Origin of the sequence: Phyllobacterium brassicacearum (assembly GCF_003010955.1) — a bacterium.
Lineage (GTDB): Bacteria > Pseudomonadota > Alphaproteobacteria > Rhizobiales > Rhizobiaceae > Phyllobacterium > Phyllobacterium brassicacearum.
The window spans coordinates 24,294-41,163 of the sequence record NZ_PGGO01000010.1 but is presented as its reverse complement, the minus strand read 5'-3'; the positions used below and the strand labels follow the sequence as shown (position 1 = coordinate 41,163).

Here is a 16,870-nt window from a genome sequence, read left to right as displayed (position 1 = left end):
TCGGTGAACATTGAGTGACGGTTCGAGCGAGGCTAGCCCGGATCCACAAGAGATCGACGGTGCGCACCCATCTTTTGCCTTTGTATCTCTGACGTTACTCGGTCGGCTTTGATTTTCGGACACTTCGCCGGGTAAGAATATTGGCCACAACGAGGAGGATAATCGAGAGCAGCATCATTAGCGTTGCTGCTGCGGTAATTGCCGGACTGAGCCTCTCGCGCAAGCCAATAAACATCTCGAGCGGCATTGTCCTCTGGTTGGCGCTGGCCAGGAATTGGGCAACGACGACTTCGTCAAACGATGTGACGAAAGCGAAAGCTGCTCCCGACAAGACACCCGGCAGTATCAGGGGCAGCATGATCCGGTAAAAGGCGACGACCGGTTTGGCGCCGGAAATCGAAGCTGCACGCATGAGATTGCGATCAAACCCGGTCAGACTCGCTCCGACTGTGACGACCACAAAGGGACTGGCGAGCGCGGTGTGAGCGAGGATAATCCCGACATAAGTGCTGGCCAATCCCACTCGTGCGTAAAAGAGGTAGGAACCCACTGCCGTTATGACCACCGGAACGATCAACGGCGAAATTACAAGCGGCATCACGATCCGCCGTGCGGGAAATTTTTCGCTGGACAGAGCGATCGCGGTCAATGTCCCAAGCGCTGTGGCGAGTGCAGTGGTGCCAAATGCAATAATCAGGCTGTTGCCGATAGCGGTTTGCCAGCGATCGGTGCCGAGAACCACCTCGTACCAACGCGTCGAAAAACCTTCCAGCGGAAATACGAAGAAGGCGCCGCTGTTGAACGAAAGTGGCACGGGAATGAGGATAGGCACCATCAGGAAGGCAATGACCAGAGCCCCCCAGAGCCACAATAGCGTGACACGTATTCTTTCACCAATCGTTGGATAAGGAGACAAGAGCATGATTACACCGGCTTTAAGCGATCAAGGCCAAGCACGCGGGCGAATACCGCATACAGCGCCATGGTGAAGACGAGCAGAATGAAGCTGAGCGCGGCGGCCATCTCCCAGTTCAATTCGACATTGACGTAATTGGCAATGAAATTGCTGATAAGCTGGTCGCCAGCGCCGCCAATGAGTGCGGGCGTAATATAATAGCCAAGGCAGAGGATGAAGGTCAGCAGGCAACCCGCCATGATCCCCGGAACGACCTGTGGAAGATAGACACGGAGGAACGAGGTCAGAGGCCTGCCTCCGAGGGAATAGGCAGCCCGCATCTGCGAAGGCTGAATCGTTCGCATGACGCTGTAGATTGGCAAGAGAGTGAACGGCAGCTGAATATGCGTCATAGCGATGATCAGGCCGACCCGACTATACATGAGGTCGAGCCTCGTGCCGGTCACGCCAAGCCACAAAAGCACATCATTGACTAATCCGAACTTCTGCAGCAGCACGGTCCAGGCAGCAGTGCGCACCAGGATTGACGTCCAGAACGGTAGCAGAACGGCAATGATCAGGATCGCTCCTACCGTTTTTGGCACGCTGGAAATCAGATAGGCGAGGGGAAATCCAAGAATTAGCGTTGCCAGTGTCACTGTTGCAGCCACAAGGAAGGTCCGCGCAAACACGCGAAGAAAGATGGCCTGTTCCGGGGGCACCCGCTCGAGACTGCCGTCGGCGGTCCAGCGAAGATCGACGGCGCTTAGAAGATAGAACGATGTCAGTGCATGCCGGCCATTCTCAATCGTCGACCAGGTGGCGGGACTGGTCCAGAATGGAACGGATTTAACGACCGATGCGGGATCGGACACCCCTTCCTTGTCGAGTGCGCGGGCGGTCTTGAGGATCTGGCTGCGTGCACCCGGGAGTCTTGCGTTGAGGCTCTTGGCAAACTCCGAAATGTTCCCCTGCTGTTGATTGGCTTTCAAGTCGGCCGCAAGTGCGTTGAAAGTCTCATCGTCAGGAATCCCGTTTCCGCTCCAGCTTTGCATTGCGACACTGGTTCTCGGCAACGCATTGGCGATCGTCGGATCGTAAATCGCCCTCGACAGGAGAATGGCGATTGGAATGCCAAAGCTGAGGAGCAACAACACCAGGAGCGGAGTAGCAAGCCCGAACGACCGCAGCCGCTCGCGTGTCTGAGATCGCCGGATGGCTGCTGCTATCGACTTGGCATCGGCTGTGTCAGGAGCAGTTCGCATGAACTGTTCCTGACCAATGCCGGTGGGCTGGATCGTGGACATGGCGTTCTATTGGGCCAGCCAGGCGTTGAAGCGCTTGACCAGATCCTCACCATAGTCGCCCCAGAACTCGGTGTCCGCAACGAGATAGGACTTCATATGCTCAGGAGCATTCGGCAATTTCGGTAGCGCGTCTGCCGCGACGAACTCAGTGGCGTCCGTCCGTACTGGCCCGTAGGTGATATGGCTTGCAAGCTTGGCATTGTTCTCAGGCTTGCTGATATAGGCCAGATACTTATAAGCCAGATCGGGATTCTTGGCGCCTTTCGGAATGCTGATCATGTCGTATTCAAGGATCTGGCCGTCCCATACGATCTTGAACGGCTTGGAATCCGTATCGATCGCGTTCTGGATGCGACCATTCCATGCCGTCGTCATGACGACTTCCTGTGAGGCAAGTAGTTGGGCAGGTTGTGCCCCGGCATCCCACCAGACGATATCGCTCTTGATGGTATCGAGCTTCTTGAAGGCGCGATCAACACCTTCGGGCGTAGCAAGGACCTCGTAAACCTGATCTGATGGAACACCATCTGCCATCAGTGCCCATTCGAGGTTTTGCGCCGGGAATTTTCTCATTGCCCGCTTGCCGGGAAACTTCTTTGTATCGAAGATATCCAGAACCGAAGTAGGGGCCTCCTTGAGAACGGTCGGATCATAGGCAAGAATATCGCCATAGGCGTCGAGCCCGACGCCGCATTTTAGTGCAGAGCCTTCGATGAATTTCGATTGATCGGCAATCTTCGAGTAATCAAGTGGTTCGAGGATACCGGCATCACAACCTTGCAGGACCGTGGCAGTCTCTACTGTAACGAGGTCGATCGGGACATTTCCCGTATCGACCATGGCTTTGACCTTGCCCAGATCGCCGAGATACTCCTGCTCGACAATCTTGATCCCGGTCTCCTCGGTGAATGGCTCAAACCAGGCCTTGCGCTGGGCGTCCTGCCATGCGCCGCCGCTTGCCATGATTGAAAGTTCCTCGGCAGCCAGGACCGGACGACTGGTTATGGCGATTGCCGCCACCGTCGCCAGGGCGACGAATTTGATAAATTGGCGTTTCATGTGTTCCTCTCTTGTTTTTTGACTAAACGCTTCGTTTATTGTGTTGGAAATGCTCGGCAGTCTCGTTGCGACCAGCCAAGTGAAATTGTCTCCCCAGTGATCATCATGGTTTCGGGACTGACTTTGACAGTCAGCAGCTGGCCATTTTGAAGTCGGGCCAGGAGCCGCAAATGGTCACCGAGGTAAATTCTTCCTTCGACGGTCGCCTCGAATGCGTTGTCGTTTGTGCCGCTGCGAGCGATCTGGATACATTCGGGCCGCAATGCCACCAGGCAGGCGGTTCCCTGACCCTCCAGATCAATCGGGGTGGCGCGAATGCGCCCGCCACCTGTCAACGACACCTGGCATTCAGTTCCAGAAACGTGGTCGACAACCCCCTCCAGAGTGTTGTTCTCTCCGATGAAACTCGCCACAAAGGGATTGGCAGGCTGGGTGTACAGGCTGTCTGGTGTGCCGATCTGGGCGATGCCGCCGTTGTTGAACACTGCGACCCGATCCGACATTGTCAATGCTTCGCTCTGGTCATGTGTTACGTAGACGATGGTCACACCCAACATGGAATGAAGCTGCTTGATCTCGAGTTGCATGTGCTCACGCAGTTTCTTGTCGAGTGCTCCAAGCGGCTCGTCCATCAGGACAAGGCTTGGCTCAAACACCAGCGCTCGCGCCAGCGCCACGCGCTGCTGCTGACCACCCGAAAGTTGTCCGGGCCGGCGATCACCGAACTTGCGAAGCTGGATCATATCGAGCGCCTTGTGGACGCGCTGTGTCGTTTCAGTCTTTGAGAACTTGCGAACCGATAGGGGAAACGCGACATTTTCCTCCACTGTCATGTGCGGGAAGAGCGCGTAGTTCTGAAAGACCATGCCAATATTGCGCTCATAGGGAGGAAGGCGGTCAACCGGCTGTCCATTCAACGTAATGCTGCCATGTGTGGGCCGTTCGAATCCTGCCAGCATATTGAGTGTTGTTGTCTTGCCTGATCCTGATGGGCCGAGCAGGGTAAGAAACTCGCCTTTCGCAACGTGCATGTTCAGCCGTGTGACTGCAAAAGTGCGGCCGTCATAGGATTTCTCGACATCAATGAATTCGACAAACCGTTCGGCTTCTGTGTTCGGGCGGCTCGCCGCCGTTGCATCCATCTGCCGGGTTGTCTGGACCGTGACCGTCATTGCGCAATCCAACCTTTGGAAACGTCTGGCCGGCCGCCATGTGAATTGGCGGCGACCCATCTCGAAGAACCTTTACGGTGCATCCCACTCCTCCAATGAGCTGCGTCATACTTATATGACCATACAACTTTCCGAGAGTGAGATATTGACCCATACAAATCTGATGTCAAGTCCTAATTGTGTGACATTATGGTGCCGTTTTTACTGTTGATTGCGATATTGTCTGGTATATAACCCATTGTTTGATGGTTTTTCGTGTGGTACAAGCCGGATGTAACGCATAGAATGGCCCCTTGTTGATGATACAAGATTTACAACTTTCCGGTGGTGATGGTCCGGTATACCGGCGCCTGGCAGACGCAATTGCCGCCCGGATCGCCAGCGGCGTGCTCTCAGTCGGTGACCGGCTGCCGCCGCAGCGCGAGATCGCACAGAGTTTGGGCATTAACGTAACGACTGTAACTCGAGCATTCTCCACGCTTCAGGAACGCGGTCTTATCGACGCGCGGCCCGGAAGAGGCATGCTCGTCGCCGAACAGAAGTCCGATGGCGGATCCGGTTTCATATCAGCTCCAAGTGACGAGGCGGGGGTAGTCGACCTTTCCATCAACCGTCCGGCGACGGATGCCTATCTGGATGCTTTCACGGCGCTCCTGCCGCGTCTCGCCAAGAATCGGCATTATGCCGCCATACAAGACTATCATCCCGCGGAAGGACCGGTTTGGGCACGGTCAGCGGTTGCAGAATGGCTGAAGCCTGTGGCCGGTGACGGCGATCCTGGACGGGTGGTGCTGACGATTGGCGCCCAGCACGCCCTCGACTGCGTTCTTAGTGCAGTGGCTCAGAAGGGCGACGTCATTCTCGCCGATGAGGTGACTTATCAAGGTATCAATGCACTGTGCCGCTCCCATGGTATCGAGCTTCGGGGGCTTGCGATGGACAAAGGTGGACTTAGGCCAGACGCATTCGAAGCTGCCTGCGCGCAGTGGCGGCCCCGGGCGATTTTCCTCGTGCCCAGCCTCCACAATCCCACAACGATCACACTGACGGAAGAACGGCGCCGTGACATTGTAGAAATCGCGCGGCGCCACAACGTGTTGATTATCGAGGATGATGTCTACCGGCCGCTCCTCGACAATCCGCCGCCATCATTCGCCAGCATTGAACCCGAATTGACGGTTTATATCGGTGGCTTTTCCAAATGCGTAGCACCTGGACTACGATTTGGATTTGTCATTGGACCCCGATTCATGATGGGTCAGGTTGCAGCCGCGCTGCGGATCAATTGCTGGAGCGTCAATCCCATGGCGGCCCTGATCGCGACTGTCCTGCTGGAGGAGGGCACCGCAAATGGCATTATCGAGGCTCAAAAGCATGAACTTTCGCAGAGGCAACTCATCCTCACTGAAATGCTGGGTGGGTTCGATCTGCAAACCGACTCGACCTCAACTCATGCATGGCTGCGTTTGCCCGAGCCCTGGCGAGGTGCCGGCTTTGCAAGAACGTGCCTGCAGCGTGGAGTCGGTGTTTTGCCGGGAGACGCCTTTGCGGTAGGGCGTGAACCTGTCCAGCATGGCGTGCGCATCAATATCGGCGCCGCGCGCTCGCGGGAGGACCTCCGGCGTGCATTAAAGACGATGCGCGAGTTGTTAGAGGCGGGGCATCTGCAGATTCCGGGCTTTGTCTAGGTTATGGCAGGCGAGCCGAAGAGTGTCGAGATCGCGATCGTTGGCGCTGGGGTCATTGGACTTTCCATAGCGTTAAGGCTGGCATCGTCGGGGCGGGAGGTTGCGCTGATCGATCCAAGTCCGCCTGGCTCCGGTGCATCATTTGGCAACGCCGGGACGTTTGCAGATTATGCTTGTGTGCCGGTTGGCAATCCGGATGTACTGAAGAATCTTCCGAAGTTGTTATTCGATTCAAACAGTCCGTTTTCATTGCGTTGGGCCGCGCTTTTTCAACTCGCGCCGTGGCTTGTGCAGTTTGTGCGACAGTCGCTTCCTACGGCCGCCCGGACTAATGCCGTTGTGCTGGCCGGATTGCTGGCCGATGCATTACCTGCATGGGAGGAAATGGCTGTCGAAGCCGGCGCCGAAAGTTTCATGCGCAGGAATGGATGTCTCTATTTGCAAAAGACAGATCTTCTCTTTGGCAGATCGTGGGCACACAGAATGCGAAGCGAACTCGGCGTGCGTCAGGAACTGCTCAGCGCCGAACAAGTGGCCGCAATGGAGCCGACACTTCCGCCTTTCGCGGGATCAGGTGTCTTTTTCCCCGACTCGATGAATGTCACAGATCCTGCCACGTTGATGGAGAAGCTGGTTGCGGCAGGTCAAGCAAAAGGCGCAAGCTTTCTCGGATCGCGTGTAACCAAGCTCAACATCGGTGAGCGTTCGATCCGTCTTGAGGGACCCGATCTAGCTGTGACGGCCAGGAATGTGGTGATCGCTGCGGGGGCATTTTCCAGGGACCTGGCACTGCAGGCAGGGGACAAGATACCGCTCGAGACGGAGCGCGGCTATCATTTGGAATTTGCTACTCAGGTTCCGCTGCTACAACGTCCGGTATGTCCCACCCATCTCGGTTTTTACATGACGCCGATGGCCGGCAGGCTGCGGGTCGCCGGCACAGTGGAACTTGGAGGGACGAGCGCCGGCCCCAATGCTTCGAGGTTCGAGCTTCTGGATCGTGGTGTTCGGCAGTATTTCCCTGAATTGGATCGCAGCTCAGGTAGTTGGTTGGGTTTCAGACCGTCGCTGCCAGATTCGCGACCAGTCATTGGGCGAAGCAGGTACAGCAATCACATTATCTATGCCTTTGGCCACGGTCATTTGGGACTGACGTTGGCAGCCGTCACTAGTAGAGTGGTCGCCAGCCTCATCGATGGACACGATGGATCAGTTCCGGCTGGCTTCACCCCAGACCGGTTCCGCGGTGGCGGCAGGTATCACGCGTCTGGGCAGGGCGGCAATCACAGCAGAAATGTCGCGGCTGACGGTTTCGCGCCTTCCTGACGCCGACGAGAGCGCTTGATCGGGCGCAAGCTGGTCGGGGTTGCGCAAGCCTGATCGGGGGCGATCCAGTCAAGCTCACCGGCATAGCGGTCGGCGGCATCCTCTTCCTCGTCAAGCGCAGTATCTTCGGCCGATTGAACGCGAGCACGACCCCTCTCTTTCCTTGGAGCGCGTCCTTCAAATAGGGGCGATGTCGGTCTGTAGGGCCGATGTGCCGACCCAACCGCGACCGACCAGGTCGATGAAGTGCGTTGGATTGAAATATCGCCGTCCGAGCCGCTACGTCAAATGGTGTATGAACTAAATCCATGTATTGAATGTTTTAAGCGACAAAATCATCGTACGGTTTTTCGCGAAAGTGCTTTTTCTATTATGATCTGCATCAGGTAAATTGCGTTCATGCTACGCAATACTTTCACCTGTGCCATAAATTGGGGAACAGACATGAAGATTATGATTACGGGTAACATGGGGTATATCGGGCCCGTTGTCACAAGCCATCTTCGCAAGATCTTTCCAGAAGCAACGCTCATTGGCGTGGATAGTGGGCTGTTTGCCCATTGCCTTACTAACAGCTATTTGCCGGAAACCATCACTGACATCCAGATCTTTCGCGATGTAAGAGATCTTACGGCAGACATGTTCGATGGCGTCGATGCTGTAGTTCATCTCGCGGCTGTTTCGAACGACCCAATGGGCTCGCGTTTTGAAGATGTGACTGAGGAGATCAACCAGCGAGCAACCATTCGCGTCGCCGCCCTTGCCGCCGAGAAGAACGTGGCCCGCTTCGTTTTCGCTTCGAGTTGTTCGATGTATGGATATGCCGAAGGTGGTGCCCGTACCGAAGGTGATGACCTCAATCCCCTGACTGCCTATGCCCGTTCCAAGGTTGGCGCGGAAAAGGGGTTGGAGCAAGTCAGTGCTGACAGCCAAATGATTGTGACGGCCTTGCGTTTTGCCACTGCATGCGGCTTTTCGAGCCGGACCAGGCTGGATCTCGTTCTCAACGACTTTGTTGCATCGGCACTTGCAACCGGCCGCGTATCGGTGCTGAGCGACGGAACTCCGTGGCGACCTCTCATCCATGTAAGTGACATGGCGCGCGCCATTGAATGGGCGATCGTCAGACCTGCTTCCCATGGCAGGTTTCTGGCCGTGAATGCCGGATCCGAGGTGTGGAACTACCAGGTCGCCGAACTGGCCGCAGCTGTGCAGGCGGCCATGCCAGGCGTCGAAGTCGAAATAAACAGAAATGCTCAGCCGGACAAAAGATCTTATCGGGTAGACTTTTCGCTCTTCAAATCACTCGCGCCTAACCATCAACCGCAGGTGATGCTCAAGGAAGCTATTGAAAACTTGCGGGACGGGCTGACGGCGGTCAAATTCAATAGCCCTGCCGACCGTCCCTCGTCACTGGTCCGTTTCAATGTACTGGGCGAGCTACTGGAAGAGGGCGCGTTGCAGCCGGATCTTCGTTGGGTGACCGAAAACCACGACGCAGAAAATGTTGAGAGGATTGCGGTCAACGCTGCCTAGCGTCGTGATGCGATCTTCCGCCTGCCAGGTTGGCTTGGATCGTTCCGGTTGCTTGGGTTCCGGAGCTTTTTTTGAAGCTCGTCTGTTTTGGTTTCCGGATTTTCGGCGAAGCTTGCGTCATTCAATTGCTTGGGGATCATATAATGATATTTCATAAGACCAGATTGCCCGGAGCATGGCTCATCGACCTTGACAAGAAGGGGGACGATCGCGGCTTTTTTGCGCGTGTCTTCTGTGATCAGGAATTTGCCGAAAAGAACCTCGAGACCGGCTTTGTTCAGATAAATACTTCATTGAGCGCCGTTGCAGGCACTTTGCGCGGGATGCACTACCAACTGTCCCCCTCTGCCGAGGTTAAGGTTGTTCGCTGCATTCGCGGTTCGCTCTGGGATTGTATCGTCGACTTGCGTCCAGACTCGCCATCCTTTGGCAATTGGTTTGGCGCAACATTGTCAGCGGAAAATCGGACCATGATGTATGTCCCGCGTGGGTTTGCGCACGGTTTCGTCACCCTGAGTGACAATGCTGAGGCGCTATATCTGGTCAGCGATCGCTACGCGCCCGAATCCGAGCGCGGCCTGCGCTGGGATGATTCCCGATTTGGCATCGAATGGCCAAGACAGCCGGTCGAAATTTCCGCAAAGGACAGGTCCTGGCCAAGCTTTGATCCCGAATATCATGGCATTGAGAAATTTCGCTCACCCGCGATTTCGCGACGTCCAACGAACATTGGAGCACCATCATGATCATTGTCGATCGTGCGATATCGGCACGCCTGCAGACCGGGCGCCCCATTGTGGTTGGCATGTATGGCATCGGCTTCATGGGCCGCGGCATGCTTATCAACGTCGAGCGCTACACCAAGGTTCTGCATATAGCTGCGATCTGCAACCGAAATATCGAAAGGGCAATCAACGCTTTCGTTGCTGCGGGGATTGACCCTGATGATATCGTCGTGGTCACGACAGCTTCAGCAATGTCGCGCGCGCTCGGCCTTGGCAAACGAGTGGTGACAGACGATCCGTCACTGATCGCCCAATCAGCGCAAATCGAAATTGTCCTGGAGACCACGGGCCACGTGGAGTATGGGGCGAAGATTACCCTTGAGTGCATCGCGAACGGCAAGGACATCGTCTCGCTCAACGTTGAACTGGACGCCACGGTGGGGCAACTGCTTCGCGTCAAGGCCGAACAGGCCAAGGTTATCTTTTCCGGCGCTGATGGCGACCAACCTGGCGTTACGATGAATCTGGTACGCCACATCGAAGCCATGGGGCTGCGGCCTCTCGTTTGCGGCAACATCAAAGGCCTTCAGGACCGCTACCGCAATCCCACAACGCAGGAATCATTCGCCAAGCAATGGAACCAGACACCAAGCATGGTCGCAAGCTTTGCCGATGGAACGAAAATGACCGCCGAGCAGGCAATCGTTGCCAATGCTGTTGGCCTGAAGGTTTCGCAGAGAGGCATGATCGGACGCGAGCATCATGGCCACGTCGATGACCTCGTCGATTTTTATGACATTGATCAATTGCGCAAACTCGGCGGTATTGTCGATTACGTCGTCGGTACACGGCCAAGCCCCGGAATCTACATTCTGGCAGAAGCGCAGGATGAAAATCAGGCATTTTTCCTGAACCTCGGCAAACTCGGCAAGGGACCGCTCTATAGCTTCTATACGGCTTGGCATCTCACAACGCTTGAATTCGGCATATCCATTGCGCGCGTCGCGCTCTGCAGGGACGTCGTAATCGGGACCACAAATGCTCCCTCGGTCGATGTGATAGCTGCGGCCAAGCGGCCCTTGAAGCAAGGCGAGATCATCGACGGCATCGGCGGCTACATGACCTATGGTGTCGGCGAAAACTATGAAACATCGCGTCAGCAAAATCTGCTGCCAATGGGGCTTGCCGAAAACTGCCGCCTGAAACGCGATATAGCGATTGATGAGGCGCTAACTTACGACGATGTCGATGCTCCTGCTGGTAGCATTGTACACGCACTCAGATATGAGCAGGACATGCTTTTTCCGGTTAACCCTGGCCGCACCGTCCCCCCCGCTGCATCCAGGGCAAATGCACAAAATGCCGATTTGGCATTTCAGACTATTGTATGAGGGGTGGATCAAATGAAAGTAGTTATTTTCGCCGGCGGATTTGGCACCCGGCTGACTGAAGAGACCACAGCACGGCCCAAGCCGATGGTGGAGATCGGCGGACGGCCCATAATATGGCATATTATGAAAACCTATGCCCACTACGGTTTCACCGAATTCATTGTACTTGCCGGTTACAAGGCCGAGGTGATCAAGTCATATTTTTTGAACTACTTCATGATCAACAGCGATTTTACGATTGATCTCGGATCGGGCGAAATTGCCTGGAAACAAAAGTGCTCCGAGAATTGGAAAGTCACCGTGCTCGACACCGGCCTCGACACCATGACAGGCGGTCGTCTGAAGCGTGCTCGGGACACGATTGGCGAGGAGCGGTTTCTTCTCACATATGGGGACGGTGTCTCTGACACAAACATTCTAGAGTCCATCAAGACGCATGAGCTAGGCGACAACTGGGTTACCCTGACTGCCGTCACCCAGCCCGGGCGCTATGGTGCACTCGGCTTATCGGAGGATGCGCGCAAAGTTCGAGCATTCCGCGAAAAGGTGGCGGGTGATGGCGGTCTCATAAATGGTGGTTTCTTCGTTTGCGAGCCACAGGTGTTCGACCTGATTGATGGAGACGAGACCGTCTGGGAAGAGCAGCCAATGGAGCACGTTATCGAGCGCGGGAAGCTTGGCTCGCACTGGCACCACGGTTATTGGCAAAGCATGGATTCATTGCGCGACAAAGCTGTGTTGGAGAAAGCATGGTCAAGTGGCCGTGCTCCCTGGAAGGTCTGGAGCTGAAGCGATGACAGACCTGCGCCGTGATACCGGTTTGAGCGCCAATACCAGGAAAATTCCGATGACAACCGATACTTGTCATCTCTGGTGGCGGTGAAGAAGCGTTTAATCCATAGGGACCAGCACAGGAGCTCTCAAAATGCCGGAACCGCTCGTTGCTGTGATCACCCCGACATACAATGGCGCACGGTATCTGGCCGACACGATGGAGTCGGTCCAGCAGCAAACATGGCCGAACATCATCCATGTTGTGCTCGATAACAATAGCAGGGACGAGACGCCCGAAATCGTAAAACGATACTCCAAAAAACGCGTGCCTGTGATGTATTTTCGCAATGACACGCCCCTCGCGCAGCGCGACAACTGGAACAAGGCGTTTTCACTTGCCCCTCTGGAGGCAGAGTATGTTCGCCTTCTGTGCGACGACGATACGATCTATCGGCATTCAATCGAGAAAATGGTGCAACTTGCTGGGACAGACCCCACCATCGGTGTCGTCGGCTCCCGTGACGATGGGCACCTCAAGGATTTTCGCTGGCCCGAGTCGCGGCAGATCTTTGACGGCCGAGAAGCCCTCGCAAAAGCGCTTCTTGGGGAAGGGGTCATTATGCCCGTACAGATGATGTGGCGAAAAGCGGTCGCTGATCAACGGCAGCCGCTGTTTGACGACTATATTGAAGGTGGTGCCTTCGATATGGACACGGTTTTCGACCTTTTGACCCGCTCAAAGTTTGGATTTATCCACGAAACCCTGGGTTTTACCCGGGCACATTCCAATTCGGTCTCGAACCTGGTCTATGGCGAAAAGTCTCATTCAAACACCCGGGATCATTTTGACCTTTTCCTGAAATACGGACCAGTTGCGCTCGGTTCAGACTATGACAAGCAACTCACCCGGTTCCGGCGCATATATGTTCGACAGATTCTTATGTGGTGGCGTGAAGACCGGCAGGGCGTGCAATTGGGAAGCCATTTTCGAGCGCTGGAGAGGGCAGGGAGGCCCTTCGGAATTTCGCTCATAGCCGATGCGATCGCCGACTGGGTTCTTCGAAAGATTCACATCCGAAACTATTCAGACTCCTTCACAGCGCCCAATAGATTGAGAGATCCATTGCCCCGGTAACTGTCAAGCCCCTCACTGTCAGGACCGCTCAGACCAAGAAATCTAAATACAATAACGCTGAAAACCAGCATAAAAGGTCCGAGACCTGGTCTAAATAGAAAGACGGAAAATGACAGAAATGACCATCGGGAAATCATTGCATAACAGCATGGTCTGGAATGCCTTGAATTTGCTGACAACGCAATTGTCCGGGTTTGTAATCTTTATCATCATTGCCGGCAGGATCTCTCCTGAAGTTTTTGGTCTTGTCGCGCTCGCTGCTGTTTTTGCCGATGTCCTGACCAATGAAGGCCGTACGGCAGGAATGGATGCCATCATCCAGGAAAATGCCTTCGACGGCAAAAGCCTCAACTCAGCTTTCTATAGCCTCATGGTCGTCGTGGCGATATTTTCAGCCGCGATGATTGTCTCGGCGCCGTATTTTGCAGAGCTGCAAGGCAAGCCGCTCATCGGACAGTTCATGCCAGTATTCGGCATCCTCATCCTCTTCATTCCGTGGCTATCGGTCATGGATGCACTTATCATGAGGAACCTGGAATTCAAGGTCATGACACAGCGCAACATGGTCAGCACGCTGTTGGCCGGCGCTGCTGGAATAGGTTGCGCATTTTCCGACTGGGCAATCTGGGCCCTGATTGTCCAGCGCTGTGTCTCGGTCATTGTGACGCTCGTCTTCGAATACTGGCACACCCGCTGGCATCCTGGATTGCATGCCGATGGCCATCGATCCATGAGTATCTTGCGACGTTTTTTCCCTCTCTGGGCTATCGGAGCATTTAGCCTGCTTCTTCACCGCGTTGCCACGTTCGTGTTCGGCTTGCGTTACAGTGCCAATGTTCTCGGGCTCTTGCGTGCTGCGGACCGAATTAACGAGTCAGTCCAGGCGCCTCTTGTCAGCCCGCTCTACGCCTTATGGCTCCCGCTAATGACACGCGTACGTGGCGAGATCGACAAGGAGCGGGAAATCTATATCGCCATCATCCGCACCGCCGCGTTTCTATCCATGCCCGCCTTCGCCGGCCTGATCGTTGTTGCTGATGATATTGTAATGCTTGTGTTGCCGGAGCGTTACGCAGGAGTTGCATCGCTGATGCGTGTCCTGTCGATAGTCTCTCTTACGATTCCCTTCGTCTGGTTTAACACATTGGCTATGAACGCATTGAACATGAACAGGACTTCGCTAGTCTTCAGCATGATCTCTGTCTCGGGATGTATTGCCGTCCTCCTGCTTGCTCGTGACGCCACGCCAGAGGCCGCCCTCCTGCTGATGTCGGCGCCAGCGCTCTTAACAGGCATTGTGGGCAACATGATCATTCACAGGCGCCTGAAATTGTCCCATTGGGAAAGTTATCGTGGGCTTATACCGGCCATTATGGCAGCTGCTGTTATGGGATGTACCACGGCGTGGATCCACGATCGGATGATCGACTGGAGTTCCGCTGCCAGACTGGCAGTGTGTGTCGTCACTGGTGTCGCCATCTATTTTGGCTGGCTCACCGTGTTCCATCGCCCCTGGTTGCTGGAGCGGATTGCGCTTCTCAGAGGTCATTCCAAGTAAGGCTTCCCGAAACTCTGGCGTGACAACATAGCGTTCTGGCCGGTCGTACCAGACGGCGGTTGTCGCGTAGGTTCCGTACGAATTAAAGAATCGGAAATTTGTTTTTCATTTCCGGCAATTCTTGCTGACAGCCTGTTATCGAAAGCGCGGAACCGCCTGTCCCATTTTTTTCTATCGTATATTTCCACAATCTTTGCGATGAAGCTGCGCGCTGCGTCGATCCTGCTGCCGAGTTCCCGATATTTCCGGTTTTCAGCCGTGATCGCATTTCGATTGGCAGCGCCATGGATTGTAGTGCCATAACCAAGTTCCATGATGGGGAAGGGGTAGATGAAGGTTATTGGCAATTTGGTATCCCAGAACCGGTCCATCAAGTCATCAATGGGTCGATCAAGTACAGGTTGCGAAAGCAGATGCTTCAGGAACTGATTGGCGCCTCTTCGGGAGATAACATAGGCCTGCGTTCCAAGAAGAGGCCATGATCCTCGATAAAACGTCCACCTTCCCACACTCGCAACATAGCGTGAGGGTACGAAGTACCGGGCATAGAGCTTCAGATAATCGAGTTCCAGTCCTGCCAGAACATCCGGCAAGCCGCCGACATTGAAAAATGGATCAAAAAAAACGTCATCCTCCATAATCAGCGCATGTTTGTCGTCGCTGGTCAGGAAAGCTTGAAGCATGCCAATGTGACTTGCCGCGCAGCTTATTTCGCCGGCTGAAAGAACTGATTGCCTCGTCTTGAACGCCGATTGCGCGTTATAGGGCACCTGAATGAGTTCCGGACCAAGTGCGGTAAAAAACTCCCAATTTGAGATCCCCATTTGGGAGAACATGTTCGCTATTCTTGCACGCCGCTCCGTCGAGCTTTTCAGGGACAGCACATATATTCTGAATCTTTCGTCGTTGCGTTTCAACATAGTTCACTTGTCCCATACCAGGGAGCCAGCAGGCTGGATTTGGAAGCCCGACCGTCCACAGCGCCAGTTATTCCGTAAAGTGTTCTCATATCAATTCCAGCCAGGTCCTCGCGTGAGGCTCGATGACACATCTTATGGTGATCTACCAATGCTTGCCTGCCGTCTCGTCACATGTTGGGGAATTGCCAGTTGGCCCGCTGAATAATAAAGCAGAAACGAGCCGATCGTATAAGGCTGGATGAAGTCAATCTCAAAAAACGAACGGATAAGCAGGAGCACGGCCACGCCGAACATCAAATGCGCCTGCGGGGTATAACTTTCGACCAGCAACAGGCGCAGGTTTCCCAGTATCACAGCTGCGATAAGCAGGCTGATCAATACTAAGCCGGAGTATCCGAGCTCAACCAGGACTTCGATGTATGTATTGTGGAAATGAAACCCGCTGCGGCCGTCAATATAAAACTCGTCCCACAACCGTTCCGCTTCGGAAAATCCCTGAACCCAATAGGCTTGGTAACCCATGCCGACTACAGGCGACGCCTGATATGCTTTCAGTCCCTCCTGCCAAAGATATGTTCGGCCGGTCAGCGTCGTGTCCTTCCCGAACGCACCCAGTAGCAATTCCACGGCGCCGGCCTTTATCGCTATTGCTGCGGCCGCCAGCAGCAGCATCACACCGGCGGCAAAGAAGATTCTCCGGTTCTTCGGAGAGAACATCAAGGCGGCCCCGAGGCTCAGGCTAATTGCTAGCGTTGCAATCGTCGCTACAATCGACGTAGCTGAACTGGAAACGACCAGGCAATAGGCGGCGAGCAACCCAAACATCAATGACGCAACGCGCCACACCTTGCTTGTGTGCAGGATAACAAAGCTGCTGAACGCAAAATATATTCCGAGGGAAGCAAAAAAACCGAGCTGGTTCTTAGAGGAAAACGCTCCAGCGAAATTGTACGTTCCATCGAGTTCATCATATTGAAACTGACCGAAAGCCAGTGAGTAAATCAGTACCAGAGCTACGCCGATGCTTACACCACTGACGAAGGTGCGAGTGTCGACGATACGGGACGCAATCAGGGCGCATACGATGGTGGTCACGTACTGAATGCCACCCCGCAAGGTAACCGACGGGGCCGCAGACCATGCAAACGACATGCAGGCCAGAAGGGCAAAAGCGAAAACCCAATAGAATCGGGAATAGTTCCCCAGCACCTTGCGGTAATTCATTAATGTGAGAGGGAGCCAGAGAGAGTAGAATAGCAGGATCGACACGAAGCCGTAGATAATGGAATAGGCGAATACAAACACCGACACCGCAATGGCAATTGTGGCGAACACAAAGTTCCTGCCGGGTTCCACGAAGGCAGATTTGTTGATCTTCATGGAA

14 protein-coding genes are annotated in these 16,870 nt (G+C 54.6%); 8 read left to right on the top strand and 6 right to left on the bottom strand.

The window, feature by feature from the left end:
• Nucleotides 1–94: 94 nt before the first annotated feature.
• From CU102_RS14480 to CU102_RS14465, 4 genes are read right to left on the bottom strand one after another with little or no spacing between them, the layout of a single operon-like run.
• Nucleotides 95–922: an ABC transporter permease gene (locus CU102_RS14480; protein ID WP_106711819.1), complete on the bottom strand. Its 828-nt coding sequence runs from the start codon at nucleotides 920–922 to the stop codon at nucleotides 95–97.
• A 2-nt stretch (nucleotides 923–924) separates the two neighbouring features.
• Nucleotides 925–2,160 carry an ABC transporter permease gene (locus tag CU102_RS14475; RefSeq protein WP_245425348.1) on the bottom strand — a complete coding sequence of 412 codons (1,236 nt, stop codon included), beginning with the start codon at nucleotides 2,158–2,160 and terminating at the stop codon, nucleotides 925–927.
• A gap of 48 nt (nucleotides 2,161–2,208) precedes the next feature.
• Nucleotides 2,209–3,261, bottom strand: coding sequence for an ABC transporter substrate-binding protein (locus CU102_RS14470; RefSeq protein WP_106711817.1), 1,053 nt, complete (start codon nucleotides 3,259–3,261; stop codon nucleotides 2,209–2,211).
• A gap of 35 nt (nucleotides 3,262–3,296) precedes the next feature.
• Complete coding sequence (locus CU102_RS14465; RefSeq protein ID WP_425351552.1) at nucleotides 3,297–4,433, bottom strand: ABC transporter ATP-binding protein; 1,137 nt, start codon at nucleotides 4,431–4,433, stop codon at nucleotides 3,297–3,299.
• 299 nt (nucleotides 4,434–4,732) lie between these two features.
• Here CU102_RS14465 and CU102_RS14460 point away from each other — a divergent pair, with 299 nt between their 5' ends.
• The 8 genes from CU102_RS14460 (at nucleotide 4,733) to CU102_RS14425 (ending at nucleotide 14,566) form a co-directional block, all read left to right on the top strand.
• Nucleotides 4,733–6,121: an aminotransferase-like domain-containing protein gene (locus tag CU102_RS14460; protein ID WP_106711816.1), complete on the top strand. Its 1,389-nt coding sequence runs from the start codon at nucleotides 4,733–4,735 to the stop codon at nucleotides 6,119–6,121.
• A 3-nt stretch (nucleotides 6,122–6,124) separates the two neighbouring features.
• Nucleotides 6,125–7,447: an NAD(P)/FAD-dependent oxidoreductase gene (locus tag CU102_RS14455; RefSeq protein ID WP_106711815.1), complete on the top strand. Its 1,323-nt coding sequence runs from the start codon at nucleotides 6,125–6,127 to the stop codon at nucleotides 7,445–7,447.
• Nucleotides 7,448–7,891: 444 nt separating this feature from the next.
• Entirely contained in the window at nucleotides 7,892–8,983 is a 1,092-nt protein-coding gene (locus CU102_RS14450) for an NAD-dependent epimerase/dehydratase family protein (RefSeq protein WP_106711814.1), read from the top strand.
• 143 nt (nucleotides 8,984–9,126) lie between these two features.
• Nucleotides 9,127–9,729 carry a dTDP-4-dehydrorhamnose 3,5-epimerase gene (gene rfbC / locus CU102_RS14445; RefSeq protein WP_106711940.1) on the top strand — a complete coding sequence of 201 codons (603 nt, stop codon included), beginning with the start codon at nucleotides 9,127–9,129 and terminating at the stop codon, nucleotides 9,727–9,729.
• On the top strand, nucleotides 9,726–11,099 hold the full coding sequence (locus tag CU102_RS14440; protein WP_106711813.1) for an NAD(P)H-dependent oxidoreductase: 1,374 nt from the start codon (nucleotides 9,726–9,728) through the stop codon (nucleotides 11,097–11,099). Before rfbC ends, CU102_RS14440 begins: the two co-directional genes overlap by 4 nt.
• A gap of 12 nt (nucleotides 11,100–11,111) precedes the next feature.
• On the top strand, nucleotides 11,112–11,888 hold the full coding sequence (rfbF, locus tag CU102_RS14435; protein ID WP_106711812.1) for a glucose-1-phosphate cytidylyltransferase: 777 nt from the start codon (nucleotides 11,112–11,114) through the stop codon (nucleotides 11,886–11,888).
• A gap of 136 nt (nucleotides 11,889–12,024) precedes the next feature.
• A complete protein-coding gene (locus CU102_RS14430; protein WP_106711811.1) occupies nucleotides 12,025–13,008 on the top strand; it encodes a glycosyltransferase family 2 protein in 984 nt (327 codons plus the stop codon).
• A gap of 109 nt (nucleotides 13,009–13,117) precedes the next feature.
• Nucleotides 13,118–14,566 (top strand): oligosaccharide flippase family protein, encoded by a 1,449-nt coding sequence (locus CU102_RS14425; RefSeq protein WP_106711810.1) that lies wholly within the window; start codon nucleotides 13,118–13,120, stop codon nucleotides 14,564–14,566.
• On the opposite strand, the gene CU102_RS14420 is transcribed toward CU102_RS14425, so the two are convergent.
• Nucleotides 14,554–15,486: a glycosyltransferase family 25 protein gene (locus CU102_RS14420; RefSeq protein WP_106711809.1), complete on the bottom strand. Its 933-nt coding sequence runs from the start codon at nucleotides 15,484–15,486 to the stop codon at nucleotides 14,554–14,556. The two genes, CU102_RS14425 and CU102_RS14420, sit on opposite strands and share 13 nt — an antisense overlap.
• 132 nt (nucleotides 15,487–15,618) lie before the next feature.
• Entirely contained in the window at nucleotides 15,619–16,866 is a 1,248-nt protein-coding gene (locus tag CU102_RS14415; RefSeq protein WP_106711808.1) for an O-antigen ligase family protein, read from the bottom strand.
• Nucleotides 16,867–16,870: the final 4 nt, after the last annotated feature.